Here is a 26124-nt window from a genome sequence, read left to right on the forward strand (position 1 = left end):
TCGTCTATTACTGCGTGGAATTCCGATGACCGCACATCATGGCTCGCCTCCCGCGTAAAGTCACGCAGCGTTGCTGACGAAGTGCTGCGCAAAATCGATGCCTTGCGCGAGCGCTTTGATGTGGCCGAATACGGCCAGATTGACTACGGCGGTGAACGCTACCCGCTGCTGGCCCTGAAATCCCGCGGCTGGCGCGATGATCTTCCCGTGGCGCTGGTGACCGGCGGCGTGCACGGCTACGAAACCAGCGGTGTGCAGGGCGCTTTGGCGTTCATGGCTTCCCATGGCGGCGACTACACCGGCAAGATCAACATTCTGCTGGCCCCGTGCGTGAGCCCTTGGGCCTACGAGCGCGTGCAGCGCTGGAACGCCGAAGCGCTCGACCCGAACCGTTCGTTTACCGGGCAGGGCGGAACGCAGGAATCGGCCGCGCTGATTCGCCTGCTAGCGCCGTATCAGGGCAGGGTGCTGCTGCACATCGACCTGCACGAAACCACCGACTCGGACGAAACCGAATTCCGCCCGGCCAAAGCCGCCCGCGATGGCGTGCCCTTCGTGCCCGGCGAAATTCCGGACGGCTTTTACCTGTGCGGCGATGAAAAGAACCCGCAACTGGCGTTCCAGAGCGCGGTCAATTTAGCTGTGGCGGAAGTGACCCACATCGCGCCGAGCGATGCCAAGGGTGAGATCATCGGCTCAACGGTGGTGGCGCCGGGCGTGATTCTGTATGACTACAAAGCCCTCGGCCTGTGCGCCGGCATGACCGATGCACGCTTCACCACCACCACCGAAGTGTACCCGGACAGCCCGCGGGCTACACCCGAGCAATGCAACGCCGCGCAGGTGGCGGCGGTGCGGGCGGCGATCGCCTTTGCCTTGGCGAACTGATCTCAGTCGGTACTGAGTACGGTATCGTTGCGCACCTTACGCAGCAGATACAGCCCGTACAGGAAATTCGGCAACACCAGCAGCATCGGAATGGCCCACTGGAAGTTCTGACTCATGTCCACGGGGCTGGAATCCTTGGCGCCGGCCGACACCGCGAAGGTGCCGAAATCCCAGAGGGCGTGGTAGAGAATCGGCACCCACAGCGAGCCGGTGCGGATCAGCAGGGCAATCAACAGCACCCCGCTCATCATCGCCGTACCGGCCTGAACCACGGCATCGGTGAGTTGTCCGGTGGTAACCACATTGAGCACATGCACGCCGCCGAACATCACGGTGGTCAGCACGATGGCCGGCCATAGTGCGAAGCGGCTGCGCAGGCCCTGGAACAGCACGCCACGGAACGCCCATTCCTCGGACAGGCCGACGATGAGGGTGTTGAGTCCCACGAACACCAGCGTGGACAGCGGCGGAAGGCCGGTCAGCACGGCCAGCAGGGCGAACATCAGCAGATATATGGCCGGAAACCACAGCACGCGCAGCGAGCCGGTCGGTTTCGGGGCGACGAATTTCAGATCGCGCCAGCGCATGGCCAGGGTGACCAATGCCAATGCGGCCACCGCCATCACCAGATTCCAGCTGATGCCGTGGGTCAGGCCCTCGACCAGCGGCTTCTTGCTGCCGTCGCTGGCCCAGCGCATGCCGAACATGGTGAGCAGCAACCAGACCACCCAGGTGGCCAGTGCAATCCAGATCCGTTTTTTGTCGTGATTCCCCGTGTCCTGCATGACGTTTCCCCGTATCGCGGCCGTGTCGGCCATCATTTACGACAAATGCTAGCACACGGACGGCGGGCCGTTGGGCGTCGCGACATTGTATGATTGAGGAAACTCCCGAACCGATGACGGTCATCCGAACATGTCTGAAATGCACGCCCTCTGCCGCGCCGTCAGCCCAGCCATCGCCGATTGCGAGCTGAGTTTCATCGGCCGCGAACCGATCAACGTGGCGTTGGCACATCGGCAGCACATGGAATATGTCCTGTGCCTTGGAAAGCTGGGCGCTAAGGTCATCGAGCTGCCGGCCGAGCCGACCTTGCCCGATTCGGTGTTCGTGGAAGACACCGTTTTATTGTTCGATGAACTGGCGGTGCTGACCCGCCCGGGTGCCGAAAGCCGGCGCGCGGAAGTCGACGCCATTGCGCCGGCCGTGCGGGCGGTGCGCAAACAGGTAGAGCGCATCAGCGCGCCGGGAACGATTGACGGCGGCGATGTGCTGCGCATCGGCCGCCGCGTGTTCGTCGGGCTGTCGCAGCGCAGCAACCAGGCGGCGATTGATCAGCTGGCCGACATTCTGAAGCCCTACGCATACACGGTGACTGCCGTGCCAATGCAGGACTGCTTGCACCTGAAATCAGCGGTGACCGCATTGTCCGATGACACCGTACTGATCAATCCGGAGTGGGTGGATGCCGCTTATTTCAAAGAATACCGACAGATTCGCGTGGATGAACACGAGCCGCACGCCGCCAATGTGGTGCGCATCGGCAGCGCCATCCTGATGCCCTCGGCGTTTCCGAAAACGCAAGCCCGCATCGCCTCGGCCGGTTATGCCGTCACCGCCGTGGACGTGTCCGAGTTGCAGAAAGCCGAGGGTGCGGTAACCTGTTGCAGTGTCCTGTTCACGGGGGAGTGATGGCGGAAGACCGTAGCGAATTGCCCTTCGTTGCCGAGTGCAATGAGGTGCCGTGGAAGGCACCGTTTGCCTGGCTGGCCGCCGGTTGGCAGGATCTGAAGCGCACACCGCGGCTGACTCTGACCTACGGCCTGATCATCTTCGCGGTCAGCTGGGCGGTGTCGTTGTTCGCCTGGTGGCTCGGGCGTTTCGCGCTGTTGGCGGCCCTGCTGTCGGGCTTCATTTACATCGCGCCGATGCTGGCCATCGGTCTGCATTCGGTCAGCAAGGATCTTGAAAGCGGGCGGCGCGTCAGTTTCCGGCGCTCCTCCAAACACATGGCCCGCGTGCTCGGGCAGGGCGCGGTGTATGCGCTGATTCTGCTGGTGGTGCTGTTCATCTGGTCACGTTCCGGCATGATGCTTTACGCCTTCTTTCCGGTGGAAGAGGGCAACCGCACGGTGCTGCTGGAATTCCTCGCGGTCGGCTCGCTGATCGGCACAGGCTTCGCCGCGCTGATTTTCGCCACCGCCGCGCTGTCTTTGCCGATGATCGTCGACAAGGACGCCGACATGGTCACCGCGTGTCTGTCGAGCGTGCATGCGGTGCTTCGCAACAAACCGGCCATGGCGGTCTGGGCCGCATGCATCGTGGCCCTGACCGGATTGGGGTTCGCCACCGGCTATGTCGGTTTCATCGTGATCATGCCCTGGCTGGCATTCTCGGCCTGGCACGCCTATCACCAGATCCTGCGGACCGAGCCTTGGCCGCACCTGGCCGACATCACGGACGAATGACGGTATCCGTGCGCCGCACCGGATACAGCCGGTAGCGGGTGTCCCAAGATGCGTGGCGCTGGGCGAAGAAATCCAGACGCTGCTGCGGGGATTCGGCAAAGGCCTTGTCTTCGGCCAGCCGTTTTTCGAACGCGGCCTTGATTGCCGGATCCTTGAGCATGTCGCGTGCCACCGCTTCGGCCACATAGTCTTCCATGTATTCCTTGCGCTCGAAGTGGTTGTTGAACAGGCCCCAGGCCAAATACGAATCCGGGGCTTCCGGTTCCAGCAGCGCCATCACCAGCCGCACTTTCGGCTGGGCGATCGGCACGAACAGGGTGCCGGCCGGGATGTCGCTCCGGGCGGCCTGCCATTTTCCGGTCACCGTGAGCGTCTGGTGGCTCTCGAACGGCACTTTGGCGAAGGCCGCGGTCTCGGCACGGTATTCGGAAACGGCCACGGTCTGTGCGGTGTTCATCGGCGTGAATGCGATGCCATGCCGGGCCAGTTGCGGTCCGAGCCGTGCCGCATACATGGGCGGAATCAGGTAGCCGCCGCGCGGCGCGGTCACGGTCAGCTTCGGCTGGATGTCGTCGAACAAGGGCAGTTTCCAGACCTCCGGCGTGTTCTCGTCATAGCGCGTCATCAGCCCGCCGGACACCGCCGAGGGCGTGCGCGTGTAGGCGTAGCCGAGGAAGTCGATGGGGCGCGCCTTCGGGCTGTTGGTGTAATCCAGCACCACCGGTTGTCCGCCCAGTTTTGCGGCGGCGGCATCGGCCGCACGCGCCTGCGTCTGCCACGCCTTGGCGTTGCCGGCCACCTGCGTCAGCATGGCGCGGATGCTGCGGGCGGTGGCGTCCACGCGCTGCGGATAGGTTTTCCAGGAATGGGTCTCCACCAGCACGCCGAAGCGGTTGCGCAGCAGAAAATAGCCGGTCGAGAACCGCGGGGTGGAAACGCCATCGGCGAAACCCGAGGCCGGGTTGTCGTTCTCGATGAAGGACGGGTAGTAGGGCAGCGGCAGGCTACCGCCCCGGCGCAGATCTTCCAGCACGCCGTCCTGGAACTGCCGGCCGACGGTCTGCAGACCGGCATCGCCGGCGAATTTGGGCTCCACCTGCACCGAAATGTCATGACGGAACTGGGCGCCGTCGGTCACATGCAGATCGACATAGAACAGCGGATCCCATGCGTTGACCAGATCCAGCATGTGCTGCATTTCCGGCGCGTCGGCTTTCATGTAATCGCGGTTGAGGTTGAAGTTCTGGCCGGTGGTACGCCAGCCCATTTCGGCCGGACCGCGCTGGTTCGGGCGGTTCCAGGCCGCGAAGCGCTCGTGACCGTCAACATTGAACACCGGTACGAACAGCAGGACCTGTTTGTGCAGCGGCGAGTCCGCGCCGGGTTGCTCCAGCAGTTCGCGCAGTACGCGGAAGCCGGCGTCCTTGCCGTCGATTTCACCGGCATGGATGCCGCCTTGGAACAGCACCACCGGCAGATCGGCGCGTCGCGCCTGTTCCGGACCCAGTACCCCATCGGCATTGGCGCTCAGCGCCCACATCGGGCGGCCCTCCGGGCTGGTGCCGAATGGGAAACAGCGGACCTGCTTCGGGTAGGCGATCTGGAAATCCCGGCACAGGCGCTCGACTTCGGCATAACGGCCGGTTTCCCGGTAATCGCTGCGCTCGGCATGGGTGCGCAGATCGGCGGCGGGCAGGGGCGAAGCGGCCAGCAGGGCGGCAAGGACGACGGAAGCTCTCATGATAAAATGCCGGTAACGGGGTGATGCCAGTATAGCCAACTCGGCGCCCGTTCCCCATCTCCGCCAAGGCCTGTCATGCTTGCCCGAATTCCGTTGCTGCTGCGCGTTCCGCTGATTTATCTGTTGATTGCCGCCAACACCGTGATCCGGGTGTCGCTGCTGCTGCTGTGCGCGCTGCTCAAGGCGCTGCTGCCGGTAAAAACCCTGCAAAGCCTGCTGGACCGCTGGATCATCGGCTTGGCCGAAGCCTGGATCGCCTTCAACAGCTGGATGATGGATCATCTGACCACGCTGCAGGTGCATTACCGCGAAGACGGTGCGCTTGCCACCGACGGCCATTATCTGGTGCTGTCCAACCACCAGAGCTGGGTCGATATCCTGGTGCTGCAGAAGGTATTCAACAAACGCATTCCGTTCATGCGTTTTTTCCTGAAAAAGGAACTGATCTGGGTGCCGATGCTGGGCCTGGCCTGGTGGGCGCTGGATTTTCCGTTCATGCAGCGCCACACCAAATCACAGCTGCAGAAACGCCCGGAACTGGCTGGAAAAGACATCGCGGCGACCCGCAAGGCCTGTGAGAAATTCCTCGGCAAGCCGGTGTCGATCATGATTTTTCCCGAAGGCACCCGATTCACGGCGGTCAAGCACGACCAGCAGCAGGCACCGTTGTCCAATCTGCTGAAACCGAAATCGGGCGGCATGGCCTACGCCTTGGATGCCATGGGCCGCGGCCTGCATGCCATCCTGGATGTGACCCTGCATTATCCAAACGGCATTCCGGGCATGGCCGATCTGATTGCCGACCGCATCAAACAGGTGCATGTCGATGTCCGCCTGCGCCCGATACCGGAGGCCCTGCGCGCCGGCGATTACGAAAATGACCGGGCGTTCCGGGCCCAGTTCCAGCAATGGATGAACGGCCTGTGGCAGGACAAGCAGCAGATCATGGACGGATTTTCCGGGCGGTAGCGGTCAAAAAGCGCCGTTCTGCTTGTTCGGCCCATGGGGCTGCCTTAGAATGAAACGCAGAATCATCCAGGGACAGGGAACCGGGGACATGGGACTCATCAGCGAGTTGAAACGCCGGAACGTGTTCCGCATGAGCGGCCTGTATCTGGTCGCGGCCTGGCTGATCATCCAGGTCGCCAACAACATCCTGCCCGTGTTCGGCACCCCGCCGTGGGTGCTGAAGACCCTGATCATCACGCTCGCAATCGGTCTGCTGCCGGTCATCGTCCTATCCTGGGCGTTTGAATTCACCCACGAAGGCCTGAAACGCGACGCCGAGGTAGACCCCGGCAGCACGGAGGCCCGGAATACGGCACGCCGACTCAATCACTTGCTGATCGGCGTTCTGGTGCTGGCCCTGACGTATTTCGCCATTGATAAATTCATCATCGGCCGGGTGCCGGTGCCGGATAAGGCTCTGGCCGTCGCCGTGCAGAAAGCCGCCGCCCAGCAGGAACGGCCGTCGATTGCGGTGCTGCCGTTCGACAACCGCAGTGCGGTGGCCGAGGATGCGTTCTTCGTGGACGGCATGCACGACGACATCCTGACCCAGCTGTCCAAGATCAGCGGTCTGAAGGTGATTTCGCGGACTTCGGTCGAGTCCTTCCGCGACAGCAAACTTCCGATCCGCGACATCGCCCGCAAACTCGGGGTGAAAACCATTCTCGAGGGCGGCGTCCAGCGCGGCGGCAACCGCGTGCGCATCAACATGCAGCTGATCGACGCCGAAACAGACACCCATCTGTGGGCGGAAACCTACGACCGTGAACTTACTGCCGAGAACATCTTCGCCATCCAGAGCGAGGTGACCGCCGCCATCACCGGGTCGCTGAAGACGCAGCTGAGTCCGGTCGAGAAAGCCCGCATGGCCGATATCCCGACGAACAGTCTGCCGGCCTGGGAGGCCTATCAGTTGGGCCGCCAGCGCATGGCCAAGCGGACCTCCGAAGCCCTGACCGATGCCATCGGCTTTTACCGGAAAGCCATCGCGCTCGATCCGAAATTCACCCTGGCGCATGTCGGGCTGGCGGATGCCATTCTGTTGGAGATCAACTACAGCGGCACCGATCTGGCGGAAAGTACCGAGAAAGCCGAGCAATCGATTGCCACGGCCATGCGTCTGGATCCGAATTCCGCCGAGGTCTGGACCACGGCAGCCAGCATTGACAGTTACCGCGGGCAATTTGCCGCGTCCGAGCCCAAATTCCGTAAAGCCATTGGGTTGAACCCCAACTATGCCACCGCCTATCATTGGTTCGGCAGCATGCTGTCCAATGCCGGCCGTATCGATGAATCCATCGTCAATGTGAAAAAGGCGCTGGAGCTCGATCCGCTGTCGGCCATCATCAATGGCGACCTCGCCGCCAAATACGAACAGACCGGGCGCTTTGATGAGGCGATTGCCGGATACCAGCGCGTCATCGAAATCGATCCGGCCATGGCCCTGCCTTACTACAACAAGGCCATTCTGTTGGCCTATGCGCGCCGCGATTTCATTTCCGCGGTGCCATTGCTCGATAAGGCGTATGCGCTGGATTCAGGCAACCCCTACATTCCGATGTTCGCGACCGTCATCCGTGCCGATCTGCTGGACGATGAAGGCAGTCTGCGCCTGCTTGCGGCCCAGCGCGCCAAGTATCCGGACATTCCGGTAGTGCGGGAAGGCCAGGCCTATGTCAGCCTTTACCGGGGCCAGACCGCGGCTGCCGAGGCTTATGCCCGCGAAGTCGTCAAGATGAATCCGCAAAGCGCCAGCGTATTGGCCGATTTCCTCATGCGCCGTGGCGATTATGCCGGTGCGCGGGCCTTGCTCCTCAAAACCCAGCCGGAGTTATGGAAACCGGACGTCCAGGTGAATTTCAACAATGCCCGCGAAGTCATCGCCCTGGCGGCGGTTCTGTACAGGACCGGGGAGAAGGCACAGGCCGAGCGATTGCTCAGCAGTGCGGAAGTATTGACCCGTTCGCCGAATGCCCGCCTCGGGTTTTTCGGTTATGGCCCGATGGATGCCACGATCGCGGCCATCCGCGGTGACAAGAGGCTGGCGTTGGATCGTCTGAAGGCGGCCTATGCCGAAGGCTGGCGCGGGCCGTTCTGGCGCTATTACCGCGATTTCGATCCCAGCTTCGCGGATATCCGCGACACGCCGGAATTCAAGGCGATTTTTGCCGATATCGATCGCGATATGCGCCAGCAGGCCGCACGGCTGTCTGCCCAACCGAAAGGTTCGCTGTTCCAGTAAGCGTTTGAACCGGTGCTGACCGAGCGGCGGAGTCGGCGCCGAAACGATGGGAACGCGCCGTCAAACCCGTCATACTATGCAGGTTGCGCCCCAGGCGCGGTTTTCCGGATCACCGATGTCTGATTTCTCCCAATGGCCGCTGCGCGCCGAACTGCTCGAAGCCTTGGCCAGTCAGCACATGACTGTGCCGACCCCGATCCAGCAGGCCGCGCTTTCCGATATTCTGGCCGGCCGCGATGTGCTGGCGCAGGCCAAGACCGGCAGCGGCAAAACCCTGGCGTTCGCGCTGGGCCTGCTGCAGGGTCTGAAGGCCCCGAGCGGCGTGCAGGCATTGGTGCTGTGCCCGACCCGTGAGCTGGCCGATCAGGTCACCCAAGCCATCCGCAAGGTTGCCGTGCGTCTGCCCAACGTCAAGGTTTCTGCGTTTTACGGCGGCATTCCGGTCCGTGTTCATGTCGAATCCCTGGTGCATGAACCGGCCATCGTGGTCGGTACGCCGGGTCGGATTCTGGAGTTGATCGAAACCGGCGCGCTGAAACTCGAGGCCATGACCCGGCTGGTTCTGGACGAGGCCGACCGCATGCTCGACATGGGCTTTGAGCCGGCCATCCAGGCCATCCGGAGCGCCTTGCCCGCGAACTATCAGACCCTGTTGTTCTCGGCGACCTTTCCGGAGGCCGTGCGCGCCCTGTCGAAAAGCTATCAACGCGACCCGCTGGAAATCCTGCTCGATACCGACACCCGTTCCGAACATATCGAACAGCTGTTCTTCGAAGTGCCCGGCAACCGCAAGAATGACGCGTTGCTGCAGTTGCTCGGCCAGCTCCAGCCGGCGCAGGCACTGGTCTTCTGCAACACCAAAATCGACTGCCAGAATGTCGAACAGCATCTGGCCAAAGCCGGTTTCGATGTCTGCGCACTGCACGGCGATCTCGAGCAGCGCGATCGCGACGAGGCCATGGTGCGTTTCCAGAACGGCAGCGTCCGCGTACTGGTCGCCACCGATGTCGCCGCACGCGGTCTGGATGTGTCCGATCTGCCGCTGGTGTTCAGTTACGAGTTGGCGCATCAGGCCGATGTGCATGTGCACCGGGTCGGCCGTACCGGGCGTGCCGGTAAAGACGGCCGGGCATTGGCCTTGGTGGCGCCGTCCGAAATGGGCCGGGTTCAGGCCATCGAACAGCAGATGGGCCTGACGGCGCGCTGGCAGCGTCTGGATCTGTCCAGCATCAAGCTGGCGCCCTTGAAAGCCGACTGGAAGACGGTGGTCATCGATGCCGGCCGCAAGGATAAACTGCGGCCTGGCGATATCCTCGGGGCCTTGACCGCAAAACAGCAGATTGACGGCAAATCGGTCGGGAAAATCGCCCTGTTCGATACCCGATCCTACGTGGCGCTGCATAAAAGCGCGGCCGAGAAGGCCTTGCAGCTGCTCAGACAGGATAAAATCAAAGGACGCAGCTTCCGTGTCCGCCTGCTGTCGCCCTGAAACGAGGTTTTCCATGAGTTACCGCATTTTCCTTTTGTTCGTGGTGCTTGCCGGCGCGGTACCGCTGTCCGCCACCGCGCAAACTCCGTCCCCGGATCCGAAAGTCCTCGCCGCGCGCCTGCAGCCGCCGGACAATCTGCGGCTACCGCCGGCCAATGCCATCCGCACCGCCAGTGGCCTGCGTTATGTGGTTCTGCAACGCGGCAAGGGCGGCGCGCATCCGAACCCGGCGAGCACGATTGAAATCGATTATGTCGGCTGGGATTTCCAGGGCCATATGTTCGACAGCTCCTTGCCGCGCGGCGCGCCCTCGCGTTTTCCGCTGAACGGCCTGATCAAGGGCTGGCAGGAAGGCGTGTTGTTGATGAGTCCGGGCGATACCTTCCGGTTCTGGGTGCCCGGCAATCTGGCCTATGACAGCTTTCCCGGTGGCGACTCCCCCAAAGGCAAGCTGGTGTTCGACATCACCCTACATGCGTTCGACAACGGCGATTGACCGGTGTCCGTCCGCGTCAATAAATTCATCTCCGATACCGGCTACTGCTCCCGCCGCGAAGCCGATGCGCTGATCAAGGAGGGCCGCGTTACCGTCAACGGCAGCCGTCCGTCATTGACCACACGCGTGGAGGAGGGCGATGCCGTCCTCGTCGACGGCCAGACCCTGCGTATCCGCAAGGCCAAGCCCGGCACCCGCAGGCATGTCTACATCGCGCTGAACAAGCCGGTCGGCATCACCTGCACGACCGACCAGAGCGTGAAAGGCAACATCGTCGATTTCGTCGATCACGAGCAGCGCATCTTTCCGATCGGACGCCTGGACAAGGACTCGGAAGGCCTCATTCTGCTGACCAGCAACGGCGACATCGTCAATGAACTGCTGCGTGCCGAGAACCGCAAGGAAAAGGAATATCTGGTCGCGGTCAATAAAGCGGTCACTGACGAATTTCTGCGCGGCATGGCCAAAGGCGTGCGCATCCACCGCGATACCACCTTGCCCTGCAAAACCCGGAAAATCGCGCCATACGGGTTCGCCATCGTGCTGACCCAGGGCCTGAACCGGCAGATCCGGCTGATGGCCGCTGCTTTCGGCTACCGGGTCACCCAGTTACGCCGGGTGCGCATCATCAACGTCAAGCTCGGCGCCTTGAAACCCGGACAATGGCGCAATCTGAGCGATGCCGAACTGAAAGGTCTGTTGCCCGAGCGAACGGACTGGTAATCCCGCGGCTTCGATTCTAAAGTTTGCGCGGGTCCCGGAAATCCTCGATGGCACGCGGATCGGGTGAAATGTCGAGGCTCATGCGGAACTCGCCCGGAACGGGCTTTCCATTCACGGTCTGCGGTGCGAATTTCCACTTGGTGATGGAGTCCTTGGCGAAACGGCGGGCTTCTTCGGGCAGGCTTCCGTTGTCGGTGCTCATGACCGGATTGAGGCATTGTCCGGCAACATCGATGTCACAGCGGAGATCGATGCGGCCTTTCCAGCTGTCTTCACGATTCAGCGATTTCGGAAACGCGGCATAGATCTCACGCAGCGGCAAGGGCGCCAGCAGGGTCTCCTGCAGACTGACGCTGGCGCCGGAAGCAGAGGGTGTAATCAGATAGGTCACGCGCACGCCGCTTTGCAGCAGCCCCGGCTTTCCGTCCTGCACCGGAGGGGTGATGCGCATGGCGGCAATTTTGGCCTTGACCGCATCGGCGAATTTCGCAGGGTAATCGGCTTCCTTGATGATCCGGCTTTCGGCCACGCCGCCCTCGGCGTTGAAGGACACATCGCTCCAGACCGCGATGGTATAGGGCGCAGCCGGTTTATCGGCGGCCGCAGCCGGTAGCAGGGCAAACAGGCCAAGGGCAAAAACGACACGCAGAATCATGGGGGTGCTCATTGCGGAAATGGAGAATCATGATACCCCGTGTCTGGGATCATTTCAGGCACTGCCCAGCCAGCTCGCCATCAGTGCTCCGATGCAGGCCAGAACCAGCACGATGCTGATCCATCCGGTGATGCGAGTGCCACGGCCGGAATGGGCGCCGCCCATCAGGTTTTTGTCGGAGGCCAGTAATTGCAGGGCGATGATGTGTAGCGGAAGCAATACCGCATTGACCACCTGGCTGCTGTAGATGAGGGAAATCAAGGGCAGGCCGGGAATGGCCACCACGCTGGCGGCAGCCACCGACAGTCCGATGAAGGCGGCATAGAACAGCTGGAAATGGTGCGCGTCGAGGTCCAGCGAGGCCGGCGCATCGATGCCTTCGGCGATGGTATAGGCGGTCGCCAGCGGCACGATTGCCGCTGCAAGCAGGGAGGCGCCCAGCAGGCCGGCGCCGAACAGGACCGTGGCGAAACGGCCGGCGAGCGGTTCCAGGGCGATGGCGGCATCACCGGCATCGTTGATATGGATGCCGGAACGGTGCAGCGTCGCGGCACAGGCGATGGCAATGGCCATGCCGATGACGCCGGTCAGGATGGAACCGATCACCACATCCACTTTCTCCCAACCCAGATTGGCCACGGTGATTTTCTTATCGACCGCATACGATTGGATGAAAGCCAGCCCCCAGGGTGCCAGCGTGGTCCCGAGTGCGGCGGCGATGGCGATCCAGCCCAGGGTATCGACGGGCAGATGCGGCACCAGCGCGTTATGCCAGACCGCCTGCCAGTCCGGTGCCGCCAGAATGGCGGCGGCAATATACAGGGCCAGCGTCGACGAAATGATCAGCAGGATGCGTTCGATGCGGTAAAACGAGCCGAAGACCACCACCAGCGATATCAACACGCAAGCGATCGGTGCACTCAGCCAGGCCGGAATGCCGATCAACCCGCAGGCCGCGGCGATGCCGGCATATTCGGCGCAGATGGTGCCGAAGTTGGCGAACAGCAGGCCCAGCACGGCCAGATAGCCCCAGCCGCGTCCCCAGTGCGCGCGGATGATGCCGGCGAAGCCCTTGCCGGTGGCAGCGCCGATGCGAACCGCCATCAGATGGAATTGGATCAGCAGCAGGGTGGAGGCCGGAATGATCCACAACAGGCGGTAGCCGTAGTCGGTGCCGAGGATGGAGTAGGTGGTGATGCCGGCCGGATCGTCATCGGAGAGTCCGGCCAGAAGTCCGGGCCCGAGCACCGCCAGAAAGGCGGTCAGTGCGCCGATGCCGGCGGCACGCATCCGGGAAAACTGTGCCATGATGCCGCGCTTGTGATGGGCCGTGGCGTGGATCGGCGTGCCTTGACGGTGGCGAAGAATGCCATTGGGCGATTTGCGCGGGTGTTTGCCGTGGGTCGTCATGGGGAGTGCCTGCCGGTGCGCCGACCCTCAATATAAGCCATTCCTTATCCGGCAGGGCTGTCGAGCGCCCCCAAAGCCGCGCATCGGCCGCTGGCCATGCTGGCGGTCAGCAGATAACCGCCGGTCGGCGCTTCCCAATCCAGCATTTCGCCGGCAAAGAACAGGCCGGGATGCCTGCGCCACATCAGGCGGTCATCCAGTTGCGGCAAGGCCACACCGCCCGCGGTGCTGATGGCCTCGGCCATCGGCCGCGGCGCGCTGACCGTCAAGGGCAGGGCTTTCAGCAATCGCGCCAGCGCCTGCGGATCGGCAAGCTGCTGCCGGTCGGTCAGTTCGTACAGCAGGGCGGTTTTCACGCCGGACAGTTTGAAATGCCGGCGCAGGAAATCACTCAGGCTTCGGCCATTGCGCGGTTTTCCGGCCGCCGCGACGATGCGTGCCGAATCATGATCGGGAAGCAGGTCGAGCAACAGCGTGCAGCGGCCGTCGCGCGCGATGGTTTCGCGGATATCGGCGCTGAGCGCATACACCAGACTGCCTTCGATGCCGTATTCGCTGATGATGCATTCGCCCTGTACACCTTCGGTTCCGGAGCCGGCCAGACGCATGCGCAGGGGTTTGAGCGGGGTGCCGGCGAATTTGTCTTTGAAGAATTCCGACCACACGGCTTCAAAGCCGCAATTGGCGGCCTGCAGCGGGACGATGTCCAGACCCTCCGGAAACAAACCGTCGCGCCAGCTGCCGTCCGAACCCAGTTGCGGCCAGCTGGCGCCGCCCAGCGCCAGAATGAAAGCGTCGGCGCGGACGATGATTTCACCTTCCGCGGCCTGCAGACGCAGCTGTCGATCGTCAACGAACGCAACGGCACGGTGATTGACATGGAAGTGCACGCCCAGCGCACGCAGATGTTTCAGCCAGGCCCTGAGCAGGGGCGCCGCTTTCATGTCGGTCGGAAACACGCGGCCGGAACTGCCGACAAAAGTCGCGATACCCAGCTGATGGGCCCATTCGCGTACGGCCGTGTTATCGAACCCGGTCAACCAAGCCGATACCGACGCGCTCCGGTCGCGGAAACGCGTGCTGAAATCGGCCATCGGTTCGGCATGCGTCAGGTTCAGGCCGCCGCGTCCGGCAATCAGGAATTTCCGGCCGACGGAAGCCTTGCGCTCGTAGACATGCACTTCCGCGCCTTGCTCGGCCGCGGTCTGCGCCGCCATCAAGCCGGCCGGGCCGCCGCCGATGACGGCGATTTTTTTCGGAGCGGCAGCGGTGTTCATCGGGAATCCGGTGATAATGTGCCTTCAGTTTAGAGGAATTGCCGCCGCCATGCCGTATTGTCCCATCCTCGCCACGCTCGCCTATGTGCTTTCGCCCGATGGCCGTCAGGTGCTGCTCATCCACCGCAATGCCCGGGATACCGATGAACATCTGGGCAAGTACAACGGCCTCGGCGGCAAAGTCGAGGACGATGAGGATGTGGTGGCCAGCGTTCGCCGGGAAGTCATGGAGGAAGCCGGAATCGTCTGCGAAAAAATCAGTCTGCGCGGCAGTATTTCCTGGCCGTTCTTCGGCAGGAACGGCGAACATTGGTACGGCCTGGTGTTTCTGGTCGAGCAATTCAGCGGAACACCATTCACCCGCAATCCTGAAGGTGATCTGTGCTGGGTCGATGTCGATAAAATCATGGAGCTGCCGATGTGGGATGGCGACCGCCAATTCCTGCCGTTGGTCTTCGATGGCGACCCGCGCCAATTCCATGGGGTCATGCCGTATGAAAACGGGAAAATGAAATCATGGACTTACTCAAGAATATGAGCCATTCGACTGAAATTTAACGGAAATTCAGCGCTTGTCGGAATTCTGCTCAAATTTAGAGTAGTTACTTAACTATTATTTAACCTATAATCAAGGGCTTATCGATACGTCTTTGTGCCGGGCAGGGGCCACGGCAAACCGGCTTGTTGGCCGTTGATTGCAACTCATTCCTATTTCCCAGAGGGTTTATGTCTACTCATACTTCGTATCGCAAGCAAGCGCTGGCGCTCGCCATCAGTGCCGCCGTATTCGCCCCCGTTGCCGCCGCCCAGGACGCCGCCGTTCTCGATAAAGTGCAGGTCACCGCCGACCGTCGTGTTGAAAACATCCAAGACGTTCCGGTCTCGGTCAGCACCGTCAGCGGCGAGAACCTCGACGCGCTGGCCTCCGGCGGCGCCGATATTCGTTTCCTGTCCGGCCGCACTCCCGGCCTGAACATCGAATCCTCGTTCGGCCGTGCGTTCCCCCGCTTCTACATCCGCGGCTACGGCAATACCGATTTCCGCCTGAATACCTCGCAGCCGGTTTCGCTGGTGTATGACGATGTGGTCCAGGAAAACCCGATTCTCAAAGGCTTCCCGCTGTTCGATCTGGAACAGGTGGAAGTGCTGCGCGGCCCGCAGGGCACCCTGTTCGGCCGTAACTCGCCGGCCGGCGTGGTCAAATTCAACTCGGTCAAACCGGGTGAAGATACCACCGGCTACGCGAAGTTTTCGGCAGCCTCCTACGGTGGCGTGAATCTGGAAGGCGCCGTCGGCGGCGGCTTCGGCGAAGGCTGGAGCGGCCGTGTATCCGGCCTGTACCAGCATCGCGATGATTATGTCGACAACACCTACACCGGCGAGAAAAACGCCTACGAAGGCTATGACGAGTTCGCCCTGCGCGGCCAGCTGCGTTTTGAAAGCGAAGGCTTCGAGGCCCTGCTCGGCGCGCATTACCGCAACCTGGACGGCACCGCCCGTCTGTTCCGCGCCAACATGATCCAGTCCGGCACCAACAAGCCGGTCAGCGGTTTCGACCGCGATGAAATCGCCATCGACGGCGTGAACGAGCAGGAACTGACCCAGTTCGGCGCCAATGCCCGTCTGCGTTGGGATTTCGACGGCATCAGCGTGCATTCGATCACCGGCTTCGAAACCGTGGAAACCTACAGCCGCGGCGACATCGACGGCGGTTACGGCGCGTCCTTCCTGCCGGTTTCCGGCCCGGGCTTCATTCCGTTTGCCTCCGAATCGGCCGACGGCATTCCCGAGCATTCGCAGTGGACCCAGGAATTCCGCATCGAATCGAACACCGATGCCGCGCTGAACTGGCAGGCCGGTCTGTTCTACTTCAACGAAGATTACAAAGTCGAAAGCTTCAGCTACGACTCGCTCGCCGGCGGCGCTGCCGACGGTTACCAGCGCATCCGCCAGACCAATGATTCCTGGGCGGCCTTCGGTGCTATCAACTGGGACATCAGCGACAGCTTCGAACTGCGGGCCGGCGTGCGTTACACCGTCGATAACAAAGAACTGACCGTCGAGGATTACTGGAACACCGGTTTCGTGCCGTGTGTCCTGCTGGGCAAGTGCACCCTGTCTCAGCTGGCTGCGCAGGAGCCGGATGGCGATCTGTCGGCTTCGCCGGAAGACAAGAAATTCAGCTGGGACATTTCGGGCACCTGGAAGCTCAACGAGGACGTCAATCTGTACGCCCGCGTCGCCACCGGCTACCGCGGCAGCAGCATCCAGAGCGCCGGCGCGTTCAATGCCAAGTCGGTCGCCGCTCCGGAAACCTCGACCTCGTTCGAAGCCGGCATCAAGGCCGACTTCTGGGACAACCGTGCCCGCCTGAACGCCAACGTGTTCTATTACGAAGTCAAAGACCAGCAGCTGACCGCGGTCGGCGGCTCGGGCAACGCCAACATCCTGCTCAACGCTGATAAATCGACCGGGCAGGGTTTCGAGCTCGACTTCCAGGCCTACCTGACCGACAGCCTGCTGGTCACCCTCGGCACCGGCTACAACGATACCGAAATCAAGGACAAGAACCTGGCCGTGTCGGTCTGCGCCCAGTGCACCGTCACCGATCCGCTGGACATCAACGGCAAGGCCCTGATCAACGGCAATGCCCTGCCGCAGGCGCCGAAATGGACGCACAACCTGACGGCCCGTTGGGGCATGCCGGTCGGCGACGGCGGCGAGTTCTACGTGCATACCGATTGGGTCTACCGCAGCAAGGTCAATTTCTTCCTGTACGAATCGGTGGAATTCACCGGCGCGTCCTACGTCGAAGGCGGTCTGCGCATCGGTTACAACTGGAACCAGGGCGCCTATGATCTGGCCCTGTACGGCCGCAACATCACCGACGAGCTGGCCATCCTCAGCGGCATCGACTTCAACAACCTGACCGGCATGATCAACGAGCCGCGTACGGTCGGCGTGGAGTTCAAAGCCGGATTCTAAGCGGTGACTGCCGTGTGAAAATCGGAAAGGGCCGGGTCACCGGCCCTTTTCTTTTGCGCTATGCTAGGCGCTACCCGAACGGAGCCTGCCATGAGCACTGCCTATACGTTTTCCGCCACCGATATCGATGGCAATGATGTTTCCCTCGCCGATTACAAAGGCAAGGTGCTGCTGGTGGTCAATACCGCCTCAAAATGCGGATTCACGCCGCAGTACACCGGTCTGGAGACGCTCTGGCGCAAGCACCGCGATGCGGGTTTCGTGGTTCTCGGTTTTCCCTGTGACCAGTTCGGTCATCAGGAGCCCGGCGATGCCGAAGAAATCAAGAATTTCTGTTCCTTGAGCTATGACGTCAGTTTTCCGATGTTCGGAAAAATCGAAGTCAACGGCGGCGGCGCGCATCCCTTCTATCAATGGCTGAAGAAGGAAAAAAGCGGATTGCTGGGCATCGGCGCGATCAAATGGAATTTCACCAAATTTCTCATCGGCCGCGACGGCTCCGTGCTGAAACGCTATGCACCGACCGACAAGCCGGAAGACATCGAATCCGACATCGTCGCTGCGCTGAACGCCTAAATCATTCCGAGCAGCGTACGCGTGGCTTCGGTCAGGCGGCCGCGTGACAGGAAGAAGTCCCAGTAACTGCCGCCCAGCTGCCGCCAAAGCACGGCGGCACGTACGGCTGCAAGCAGGGCAGCACGGACTTCGGACACCACCTGGGCCTGGGCCAGATACACCGGATTGCCCTGCACCATGATTTTGGGCCCGAGTGGACTGACTTTTTCGGCATACAGCCTGCCAAGCGCCGCCAACACATCCGGATGCGTCGCTCCCGAAGTTTCGGCCTGGCCTTTGATATCCTGCAGTGCGGCATGCACAGCCTGCATCGCCTGCGCATTGCGGTTGAACTGGCGTTCGAGATGCAGCACGTTGAGACCGATGCGGGTGACGGCATTGTCGCGCGCAGATTCGCCCTGCAGCTGGCTGTACAGCCGCCTCAAACCCGGTTTGAGCTGGTGCCGGTTGCCGTAAATGTGTTCGGTCTGATCGGCATCGAACACGAAAAGGCTGTTGATGCAGGTGCTCAGGGGTTCGGTCTGGGCCTGGCCTTGATTGGCCATCAGTTGGACCTGTTCGACGGCCTGCAGCAGGGCGGCGAGGGCAAGGGCGCGGTCTTTCATGCAGTAAGTTCCTGGCGAAGTCGGATTTCCATGGGCGCATCGGTTTCGGCGATGACGGCGCCACCGAGGCAGATCTCATTCTCGTAAAGCACCAGCGATTGGCCGGGCGTCACCGCCCGTTGCGGTTCGTCGAACAGCACCTCCAGGCTGTCGTCCGGCAGAACCTGTACCTGGCAGGCGACATCCTGCTGGCGGTAGCGGGTCTTGGCGGTGCAGCGGAACGTGCCTGCCGGCGCTGTGCCCGACACCCAGTGCGCGGTTTCGCTGCGCAGGCTGCGCGAGTGCAGCCATTGCGATTCGATGCCCTGGTCGACGTACAGGATATTCCGATGGATGTCCTTGCCGACCACGAACCAGGGCGCTGCCGCGCGGCCTTTGATGCCGCCGATATGCAGACCTTCGCGCTGGCCGAGCGTGTAATAGAAGACGCCGGCGTGTTCACCCACGGTCTGGCCGTCCACGCTGCGTATTTCGCCGGCCTTGGCCGGGATGTACTGGGAGAGAAAGTCGCGGAAATCGCGTTCGCCGATGAAGCAGATGCCGGTGGAATCTTTTTTTGCGGCGGTACCGAAACCGGCGCCGGCAGCCAAGCTGCGGACTTCGGACTTCGGCAGGTGGCCGATCGGAAACAAAGTGGTGGACAGCTGCGTCTGGCCGAGCTGGTGCAGGAAATAGGTCTGGTCCTTGCCGGCATCGGCGCCGCGTACCAGCTCGAACAGTCCATCGCGTTCCCTCACCTGTGCGTAATGGCCGGTCGCGATCTTATCCGCACCCAGTGCCTTGGCTTCATCGAGGAAGGTCTTGAACTTGATCTCCCGGTTGCACAGAACATCGGGGTTCGGCGTGCGCCCGGCTTTGTATTCCGCGAGGAAATAGGTGAATACTTCCGACCAGTAGGTTTTGGCGAAGTTGCGGGAATAAAAGGGAATGCCCAGTCGTCCGCAAACGGCCAGCGCATCCTTGCGGTCTTCTTCGGCCCGGCATTCGCCGTCGTCTTCCTCGTCCCAGTTCTGCATGAACAGCCCGGAGACTTCATGTCCCTGTTGTTTCAGCAGCAGCGCGGCCACCGAGGAATCAACACCGCCGGAAACGCCCAACATGACCTTCATGATGAGCTCACAGGCTCTGCAGCATGGACAGCGGATGCCGGAATCCGCTCAGATAATCGGCGATCACGCGGGCGACCAGCGGACTGCGGTGCTGGGCTTGCAGGGCTTCGATTTCGGCCGGCTGCAGCCAGTGCGCTGCCACGATGCCGTCATCCAGCGCGCGCCCCGCATCCTGCCGCAGCGGTTCGGCCGCGAAGGCCATGCGCAGATACTGCCGCCCGGTTTCAGGTGCTTTCCATTGGTAAGCGCCGATGAAGGCCGTCAGGGCGATGTGCCAGCCGGTTTCCTCCAGGGTTTCACGCACGGCCGCCTGCAGGATCGATTCATCCGGCTCCAGATGCCCGGCCGGCTGGTTGTAGACCAGACGGCCAGCCACGCGTTCTTCAACCATCAACAGGCGCCCGTCGCGCTCGACCACGGTCGCGACGGTGACGTCCGGTTGCCAGAATGTGCCGGTGCGGTAACTCATGGGAGAAAGATGGGGCTTAAATCCTTGTTTATCAATACCGTCATTATCGCCGATTTGCCGCCCCTTGTATTTTCACTGGGGATACCCTATTTATAGGTCATGAGCGGAAACAAGACACCCGACCAATACAGCAGCGGCGACGCCCTGCTCGAGGCGGTGCGCGCCGAGGTCGGTCCGCCCGGGCGTTTCCAGGTGGTTCTGCTCAATGATGATTTCACACCGATGGATTTCGTGGTTTTCGTGCTTCAGGAGTTCTTCGCGATGAACCAGGAGAAAGCCACCCAGGTGATGCTCCAGATCCACACCCGCGGCCGCGGTACCGGCGGCGTCTATTCACGGGAAGTCGCTGAATCGAAAGTAAACCAGGTCAATGAATTTTCACGCCAGAACCACCATCCTCTGTTAAGTATGATGGAACCGCTGTAATCAAGGCATCAGGAGCAGGCTATGTTCAGTAAGGAACTCGAAGTATCCATCGGTCAGTGCTATAAGGATGCCCGTGAGTCGCGCCATGAATTCATGACGGTCGATCATCTGTTGCTGTCCCTGCTCGAGAACGCTTCGGCGCTCGGCGTGCTGCGCGCCTGCGGTGCCGACATCGACGAACTCGCCAAGGGCCTGCGTCTGGCCATCAGCGACAACGTTTCCATTCTTCCCGAGGAAGATAACCGCGACACCCAGCCCACGCTCGGATTCCAGCGCGTGCTGCAGCGCGCCGTCTATCATGTGCAATCCTCCGGCAAGAAGGAAGTCACCGGCGCCAATGTGCTGGTCGCCATTTTCAGCGAGAAGGACTCGCATGCGGTATATCTGATGCAGAAACAGGACATCACCCGCCTTGATGTGGTGAATTACCTGTCGCACGGAGTGGCTCGCAGTGGCGAGCCGCCGGAAGAACCCGCCGAGGAAAACCGCGGTCCGGAAGCGGCCGAGGAAGTCAAAGGCAATGCCCTGGCGGAATTCGCGGCAAATCTCAATGAGCTTGCCCTCGAAGGCAAAATCGACCCGCTGATCGGCCGCGAAGAGGAAGTCGAACGCACCATCCAGGTGCTGTGCCGCCGCCGCAAGAACAATCCGCTGTATGTCGGCGATCCCGGTGTCGGCAAAACCGCGCTTGCCGAAGGCCTGGCCTGGCGTATCGTCGAAGGCCGTGTTCCCGAGGTGCTGCGTACCGCCGTGATCTGGGCACTCGATCTCGGCTCTCTGGTGGCCGGCACGAAATACCGCGGCGATTTCGAAAAGCGTCTCAAGGCCGTTCTGGCGCAATTGAAGAAAGAGCCCAATGCCATTCTGTTCATTGATGAAATCCACACCATCATCGGCGCGGGCTCCGCCTCCGGCGGCACCATGGATGCTTCCAATCTGATCAAGCCCGTGCTGCAGAACGGCGAACTGCGTTGCATCGGTTCGACCACCTTCCAGGAATACCGCGGCGTTTTCGAAAAAGACCGCGCATTGGCCCGCCGTTTCCAGAAAATCGACATCAGCGAACCGACGCTCGGCGAGGCGGTAGCCATCCTCAATGGCCTCAAACCGCGCTTCGAAGCCCATCACGAAGTGACCTACAGCAGCGATGCCATCCAGGCGGCAGTCGATCTTTCGGTCAAACACATCAACGACCGCCTGCTTCCGGACAAGGCCATCGATGTGATCGACGAAGCGGGTGCCCGTCAGCGGCTGCTGCCGCCCGACATCCGCAAATCGGTCATCGATCTCGAGGAAATCGAGTTGATCGTATCGAAAATGGCGCGCATTCCGGCCAAACAGGTTTCCGCGTCCGACAAGGATGTGCTGCGCAACCTGGACCGCAATCTGAAAATGCTGATTTTCGGCCAGGACCCCGCCATCGAAACCCTGGTTTCCGCCATCAAACTGGCCCGCTCGGGCCTGGGCCATCCCGACCGGCCGATCGGAAGCTTCCTGTTCGCCGGTCCGACCGGAGTCGGCAAGACCGAGGTCACCAAGCAACTGGCGATGCAGCTGGGTGTCGAACTGGTCCGTTTCGACATGTCGGAATACATGGAAGCGCACTCGGTCAGCCGTCTGGTCGGCGCGCCTCCAGGCTATGTCGGTTTCGACCAGGGCGGCCTGCTGACCGAAAAAATCGTGAAAACCCCGCACTGCGTGCTGCTGCTCGATGAAATCGAAAAAGCACATCCGGACGTCTACAACATCCTGTTGCAGATCATGGATCGGGGCGTGTTGACCGATACCAACGGCCGAGAAGCCAACTTCAAGAATGTGGTCATCGTGCTGACCACCAACGCCGGTGCCCAGATCGCGGCGCGCCGTTCCATGGGTTTCGTCGAGCAGAATCACACCACCGATGCCATGGAAGCCATCCGCAAGCAGTTCACCCCGGAATTCCGCAACCGCTTGGATGCCATCGTGCAATTCCAGGCCTTGGGCATGGATCACATCCTGCGCGTGGTCGATAAATTCCTGATCGAGCTGGAAGCCCTGCTGCACGAAAAGCATGTGGTGCTCAGCGTCAGTCCGGAAGCGCGCCAGTGGTTGGCCGAAAACGGATTCGATGCCCAGATGGGCGCACGTCCGATGGCGCGTCTGATCCAGGACCGCATCAAGCGGCCCTTGGCCGACGAACTCCTGTTCGGCGCCTTGGTCAACGGCGGTCGCGCCAGCGTGTCGGTCGGCGAGGGTGGCCTGCAGGTCAGTGCATTGCCCGAACCCGAGCGGCTGCTGCCGGCTTCGGTCGAGCCCTGAGGCTTATTTGGCGCGGTAGGTAATCCGGCCTTTGCTGAGGTCGTACGGGGTCATTTCGACCTTGACCTTGTCGCCGGTGAGGATGCGGATGTAGTTTTTGCGCATTCTGCCGGAAATGTGTGCCGTGATGACATGTCCGTTTTCCAGCTTGACGCGGAACATGGTGTTGGGCAGGGTTTCCAGAACGGTGCCGTCGAATTCAATTGAATCGTCTTTGGACATGCAGAATGGGGTGCTTTGGTTGAAATAAGGCGCTATTTTGACAGGTTTGGCCGGTAAGTGCAAAGAAAGCCCTACGCCAAGCGGGTTTTGGCCAGATAATCGGTGATTTCCCGCTCCGGAAAATGGGCCGTCCAAGCCCCCGTAGATCCGGTTTCCGACGCATCGCGGGCCAGAAGTTCCAGATAGTCCGTCCGATCCAGTGGCTGCCCGCCAAGCAATGCCAGATGCGGGTTTTCCATCTGGGCATCGATCCAGGACCACTGCCAGTCGAGCAGGGTGTCGCTCAGCGCAAACAGGGCGGCGGCTGAAGCCTGGCTGGCATGGCTGAACATGCTCTCGGCAAAGAATATCCGCCCGAGCGCCAGGCCATACAGGCCCCCAATCAGTGCCTCGCCATCGAAGACCTCGATGCTGTGGGCGACGCCCATGGTGTGCAGCCGGCTGTAGGCGGCAATCATGTCCTCGCCGATCCAGGTGCCGGATTGCCCGGCACGCGGCGTATCGGCGCAGGCCCGGATGACGTCGCCGAATACCGTATCGGCACGAATCGTCCAGGCTTTTGAGCGGAGTTGACGGCGTCTGCTGCGGCCGAGGTACACGCTGCCGGGCCGGAATCCGTAACGGATCCGTGGAGACCACCATAAAACGGGTTCGCCGGGATTGAACCAGGGAAAAATGCCCTGCCGGTAGGCCGGAATCAGCCATTCCGGACCCAAGCCGCCGCCCCAGGCCAAGAGTCCGTCCGGCTCCGTGACGGCTTGCACAACCGGTGGAAACACCCCCGGCATCCGTTCCGAAAGCTGCGGGATCCGGATTGGACTCATGCGTAAGGATCCGCCTGTTGCAGCTGCAGGGCATATTCCGCCTGTGCGCTCCTTTCGGCGGCGCACCACGCCTGCAGGGCAGGGCGGAAACGGGTGTCCGCGATCCAATGCCGGCTCTGGGTCGGTGTCGGCAGAAAGCCGCGGGCGATCTTGTGTTCCCCCTGGGCGCCGGGTTCGAACGCAGCCAGACCTTCGCGCAGGCAATAATCAATGCCCTGGTAATAGCAGGTTTCAAAATGCAGACCCGGGCTTTGCTCATCGCTGCCCCAGTAGCGTCCGTAGAGCGTATCGCTGCCGCGCAGAAAAAGCGCGCCGGCGCGGATGCTTCCTTCGCGTTCGGCCAGGACGATCAGTAATTGCTTCGGCATCGATTCGGCGAGATGCCGGAAAAAATCCAAGGTCAACGCCGCGGCATTGCCGTAAGCATCGAAAGTGCGTGCATAGAAGCCGTACATGGCCTGCAGTTCGGTTTCGCCCAGTTCATCGCCGTGCAGCTGACGGAAGCGGTAGCCCGCGTCCCGGACTTTCTCGCGTTCCTGGCGGATGTTCTTGCGTTTTTTCGGCTGCAAAGCCTGCAAAAATGCGGGAAAGTCCTTCCAGCCGCGGTTGCGCCAGTGGAATTGCACATCACGGCGATCCAGCCACTCCGGGGAAAATGCCCCGGATTCCCGTTCGGGAAGGAAATTGACATGCACGGAGGACCATCGGTTTCGATGGGCCTCGGCCATCATGTCCTCCAGAAGCCGATGCCGCAGACTGTCATCCGCGGCCAGCAGTCGCGGCCCGGTGACCGGCGTATAGGGAATGCCGATCAGCCATTTCGGAAAATACTCGAGGCCGTAACGCGCGTAGGCATTCGCCCAGGCGTGATCGAAAACGAATTCGCCGTGGGAATTGTCTTTCAGATAACCCGGTGCCGCCGCGAGCAATTCACCGCCGCGCCAGAGCGTCGGGTGCCGGGGCCGCCAACCCCAATCCGCACGCAGGCAACCGGTACTTTCCAGTCCGGCCAGAAAGGCATGCTGCAGAAACGGATTGTCGCCGTCATGCAGGGCATCCCATTGGGCCGCATCGATTTCCGACAGGGAAGGACATAGACGGAATTCGGGCATGGCGGCGGCGATGTCCTCCGCGGTTCCGGTCAGGCGTCTTTGTCGAGGAATTTCTCGGCATCAAGCGCTGCCATGCAGCCGAAGCCGGCCGAGGTAATCGCCTGACGGTAGACCTGGTCGGCCACATCGCCGGCCGCAAACACCCCGGGAACCGAAGTCGCGGTCGCGCCGCCTTCGAGCCCGGATTTGATGCTCAGGTAGCCATTGCGCATGTCCAACTGGCCTTCGAACAGCGAGGTGTTCGGGGTGTGTCCGATGGCCACGAAAAAACCCTGCAGGTCGATTTCACGCGTAGCGCCGCTTTGTACATCGGTGATGCGCATGCCGGTCACGCCGGTGTCATCGCCGAGTACTTCGTCCACGGCATGGTTCCAGATGATTTCGACTTTGCCGGCCTGGGCCTTGGCGAATAATTTGTCCTGCAGGATTTTTTCCGAACGCAGACGGTCGCGGCGATGGACCAGATAGACTTTGCGGGCGATGTTCGACAGGTACAGGGCTTCTTCCACCGCGGTATTGCCGCCGCCGATGACCGCCACATCCTGGTCGCGGAAAAAGAATCCGTCGCAGGTCGCGCAGGCCGATACGCCTTTGCCCATGAATTTCTGTTCGGACGGAATGCCGAGGTATTTGGCGCTGGCGCCGGTGGTGATGATCAGGGCATCGCAGTGGTATTCCCCCGAGTCGCCCTTGAGCTTGAACGGGCGTTCGGACAGATCCGCGGTATGGATGTGATCGAAGATGATTTCGGTTTCGAAACGCTCGGCATGGGCCTGCATGCGCGTCATCAAGTCCGGCCCCATCAGCCCGTGCGCATCGCCCGGCCAGTTATCCACTTCGGTGGTCGTCATCAGCTGGCCGCCCTGCTGCAGCCCGGTCACCAGGACCGGCTTCAGATTGGCGCGCGCCGCGTAGACCGCGGCGGTGTAGCCGGCCGGGCCGGATCCGAGAATGAGCAGTTGGCAGTGTTTGGGCGAGGACATGGCGAAAACCGATTTGGACAGAACCATAGCTTGGGGCTTGCACCGTGAATTATCAAGCCTGACCGAACTGCAAAAAGCGCCGTTATCGTCCGGATTGGCGCGCAATCCGGCGGTTTAG

Annotated in this window: 25 protein-coding genes; 13 read left to right on the plus strand and 12 right to left on the minus strand. The window is 61.6% G+C overall.

What is annotated here, in order from left to right; all coding sequences use genetic code 11:
- Positions 1–6: 6 nt before the first annotated feature.
- Positions 7–888, plus strand: a complete 882-nt coding sequence (locus Q0W88_RS02320; RefSeq protein WP_297799672.1) for a M14 family metallocarboxypeptidase — start codon at positions 7–9, stop codon at positions 886–888.
- A 2-nt stretch (positions 889–890) separates the two neighbouring features.
- On the opposite strand, the gene Q0W88_RS02325 is transcribed toward Q0W88_RS02320, so the two are convergent.
- The gene (locus tag Q0W88_RS02325) at positions 891–1673 is read right to left on the minus strand and encodes a type II CAAX endopeptidase family protein (protein ID WP_297799594.1); all 783 of its coding nucleotides are present in this window, start codon (positions 1671–1673) and stop codon (positions 891–893) included.
- A gap of 130 nt (positions 1674–1803) precedes the next feature.
- Between Q0W88_RS02325 and Q0W88_RS02330 the strand changes: the two genes are divergently transcribed.
- Positions 1804–2580, plus strand: coding sequence for an arginine deiminase family protein (locus Q0W88_RS02330; protein WP_297799596.1), 777 nt, complete (start codon positions 1804–1806; stop codon positions 2578–2580).
- A complete protein-coding gene (locus tag Q0W88_RS02335) occupies positions 2580–3356 on the plus strand; it encodes a DUF2189 domain-containing protein (RefSeq protein ID WP_297799598.1) in 777 nt (258 codons plus the stop codon). The genes Q0W88_RS02330 and Q0W88_RS02335 overlap by 1 nt, the downstream gene beginning before the upstream one ends.
- On the opposite strand, the gene Q0W88_RS02340 is transcribed toward Q0W88_RS02335, so the two are convergent.
- A complete protein-coding gene (locus Q0W88_RS02340; RefSeq protein ID WP_297799600.1) occupies positions 3343–5097 on the minus strand; it encodes a M14 family metallopeptidase in 1755 nt (584 codons plus the stop codon). The genes Q0W88_RS02335 and Q0W88_RS02340 overlap by 14 nt on opposite strands.
- A 75-nt stretch (positions 5098–5172) precedes the next feature.
- Between Q0W88_RS02340 and Q0W88_RS02345 the strand changes: the two genes are divergently transcribed.
- The 5 genes from Q0W88_RS02345 to Q0W88_RS02365 all read left to right on the plus strand — a co-directional run bounded on the left by Q0W88_RS02345 (position 5173) and on the right by Q0W88_RS02365 (position 11055).
- Complete coding sequence (locus Q0W88_RS02345; protein WP_297799602.1) at positions 5173–6066, plus strand: acyltransferase; 894 nt, start codon at positions 5173–5175, stop codon at positions 6064–6066.
- 88 nt (positions 6067–6154) lie between these two features.
- Positions 6155–8347 carry a tetratricopeptide repeat protein gene (locus Q0W88_RS02350; protein WP_297799604.1) on the plus strand — a complete coding sequence of 731 codons (2193 nt, stop codon included), beginning with the start codon at positions 6155–6157 and terminating at the stop codon, positions 8345–8347.
- A gap of 115 nt (positions 8348–8462) precedes the next feature.
- Positions 8463–9836, plus strand: a complete 1374-nt coding sequence (gene dbpA, locus Q0W88_RS02355; protein WP_297799606.1) for an ATP-dependent RNA helicase DbpA — start codon at positions 8463–8465, stop codon at positions 9834–9836.
- Positions 9837–9849: 13 nt separating this feature from the next.
- Positions 9850–10332, plus strand: a complete 483-nt coding sequence (locus Q0W88_RS02360) for an FKBP-type peptidyl-prolyl cis-trans isomerase (RefSeq protein WP_297799608.1) — start codon at positions 9850–9852, stop codon at positions 10330–10332.
- Positions 10333–10335: 3 nt separating this feature from the next.
- Positions 10336–11055 carry a pseudouridine synthase gene (locus tag Q0W88_RS02365; protein WP_297799610.1) on the plus strand — a complete coding sequence of 240 codons (720 nt, stop codon included), beginning with the start codon at positions 10336–10338 and terminating at the stop codon, positions 11053–11055.
- 16 nt (positions 11056–11071) lie between these two features.
- Here Q0W88_RS02365 and Q0W88_RS02370 read toward each other — a convergent pair whose 3' ends face one another.
- Genes Q0W88_RS02370 through Q0W88_RS02380 form a run of 3 tightly spaced genes read right to left on the minus strand, consistent with a single transcriptional unit; the run spans position 11072 to position 14397 of the window.
- Positions 11072–11710, minus strand: coding sequence for a hypothetical protein (locus Q0W88_RS02370; RefSeq protein WP_297799612.1), 639 nt, complete (start codon positions 11708–11710; stop codon positions 11072–11074).
- 54 nt (positions 11711–11764) lie between these two features.
- Positions 11765–13120, minus strand: coding sequence for a divalent metal cation transporter (locus tag Q0W88_RS02375; RefSeq protein ID WP_297799615.1), 1356 nt, complete (start codon positions 13118–13120; stop codon positions 11765–11767).
- Positions 13121–13164: 44 nt separating this feature from the next.
- A complete protein-coding gene (locus tag Q0W88_RS02380) occupies positions 13165–14397 on the minus strand; it encodes a TIGR03862 family flavoprotein (protein ID WP_297799616.1) in 1233 nt (410 codons plus the stop codon).
- Between the two features lie 49 nt (positions 14398–14446).
- Here Q0W88_RS02380 and Q0W88_RS02385 point away from each other — a divergent pair, with 49 nt between their 5' ends.
- From Q0W88_RS02385 to Q0W88_RS02395, 3 genes are all read left to right on the plus strand, one after another.
- Entirely contained in the window at positions 14447–14935 is a 489-nt protein-coding gene (locus tag Q0W88_RS02385) for an 8-oxo-dGTP diphosphatase (protein ID WP_297799618.1), read from the plus strand.
- A 188-nt stretch (positions 14936–15123) separates the two neighbouring features.
- Complete coding sequence (locus tag Q0W88_RS02390; RefSeq protein WP_297799621.1) at positions 15124–17382, plus strand: TonB-dependent receptor; 2259 nt, start codon at positions 15124–15126, stop codon at positions 17380–17382.
- Positions 17383–17472: 90 nt separating this feature from the next.
- The gene (locus Q0W88_RS02395) at positions 17473–17958 is read left to right on the plus strand and encodes a glutathione peroxidase (RefSeq protein ID WP_297799624.1); all 486 of its coding nucleotides are present in this window, start codon (positions 17473–17475) and stop codon (positions 17956–17958) included.
- Here the strand turns inward: Q0W88_RS02395 and hflD are convergent.
- The 3 genes from hflD to Q0W88_RS02410 are packed head-to-tail and all read right to left on the minus strand — an operon-like array spanning position 17955 to position 20141.
- Positions 17955–18563, minus strand: coding sequence for a high frequency lysogenization protein HflD (hflD, locus tag Q0W88_RS02400; protein WP_297799627.1), 609 nt, complete (start codon positions 18561–18563; stop codon positions 17955–17957). The genes Q0W88_RS02395 and hflD overlap by 4 nt on opposite strands.
- Entirely contained in the window at positions 18560–19672 is a 1113-nt protein-coding gene (mnmA, locus tag Q0W88_RS02405) for a tRNA 2-thiouridine(34) synthase MnmA (RefSeq protein WP_297799629.1), read from the minus strand. The genes hflD and mnmA overlap by 4 nt, the downstream gene beginning before the upstream one ends.
- A 7-nt stretch (positions 19673–19679) precedes the next feature.
- Complete coding sequence (locus Q0W88_RS02410) at positions 19680–20141, minus strand: NUDIX hydrolase (protein ID WP_297799631.1); 462 nt, start codon at positions 20139–20141, stop codon at positions 19680–19682.
- 99 nt (positions 20142–20240) lie between these two features.
- Between Q0W88_RS02410 and clpS the strand changes: the two genes are divergently transcribed.
- A complete protein-coding gene (clpS, locus tag Q0W88_RS02415) occupies positions 20241–20567 on the plus strand; it encodes an ATP-dependent Clp protease adapter ClpS (RefSeq protein ID WP_297799633.1) in 327 nt (108 codons plus the stop codon).
- A gap of 21 nt (positions 20568–20588) precedes the next feature.
- Positions 20589–22865 carry an ATP-dependent Clp protease ATP-binding subunit ClpA gene (gene clpA / locus Q0W88_RS02420; RefSeq protein WP_297799636.1) on the plus strand — a complete coding sequence of 759 codons (2277 nt, stop codon included), beginning with the start codon at positions 20589–20591 and terminating at the stop codon, positions 22863–22865.
- Between the two features lie 3 nt (positions 22866–22868).
- On the opposite strand, the gene infA is transcribed toward clpA, so the two are convergent.
- The 4 genes from infA to trxB form a co-directional block, all read right to left on the minus strand.
- Complete coding sequence (gene infA, locus Q0W88_RS02425; protein ID WP_297799638.1) at positions 22869–23087, minus strand: translation initiation factor IF-1; 219 nt, start codon at positions 23085–23087, stop codon at positions 22869–22871.
- A gap of 71 nt (positions 23088–23158) precedes the next feature.
- On the minus strand, positions 23159–23911 hold the full coding sequence (gene aat / locus Q0W88_RS02430; RefSeq protein ID WP_297799640.1) for a leucyl/phenylalanyl-tRNA--protein transferase: 753 nt from the start codon (positions 23909–23911) through the stop codon (positions 23159–23161).
- Positions 23908–25023: a GNAT family N-acetyltransferase gene (locus Q0W88_RS02435; RefSeq protein ID WP_297799642.1), complete on the minus strand. Its 1116-nt coding sequence runs from the start codon at positions 25021–25023 to the stop codon at positions 23908–23910. The genes aat and Q0W88_RS02435 overlap by 4 nt, the downstream gene beginning before the upstream one ends.
- A gap of 29 nt (positions 25024–25052) precedes the next feature.
- Complete coding sequence (gene trxB / locus Q0W88_RS02440) at positions 25053–26006, minus strand: thioredoxin-disulfide reductase (protein WP_297799645.1); 954 nt, start codon at positions 26004–26006, stop codon at positions 25053–25055.
- Positions 26007–26124 lie beyond the last annotated feature (118 nt).

Source organism: Arenimonas sp. GDDSR-1 (assembly GCF_025980345.1).
Taxonomy (GTDB): Bacteria; Pseudomonadota; Gammaproteobacteria; order Xanthomonadales; family Xanthomonadaceae; genus Arenimonas.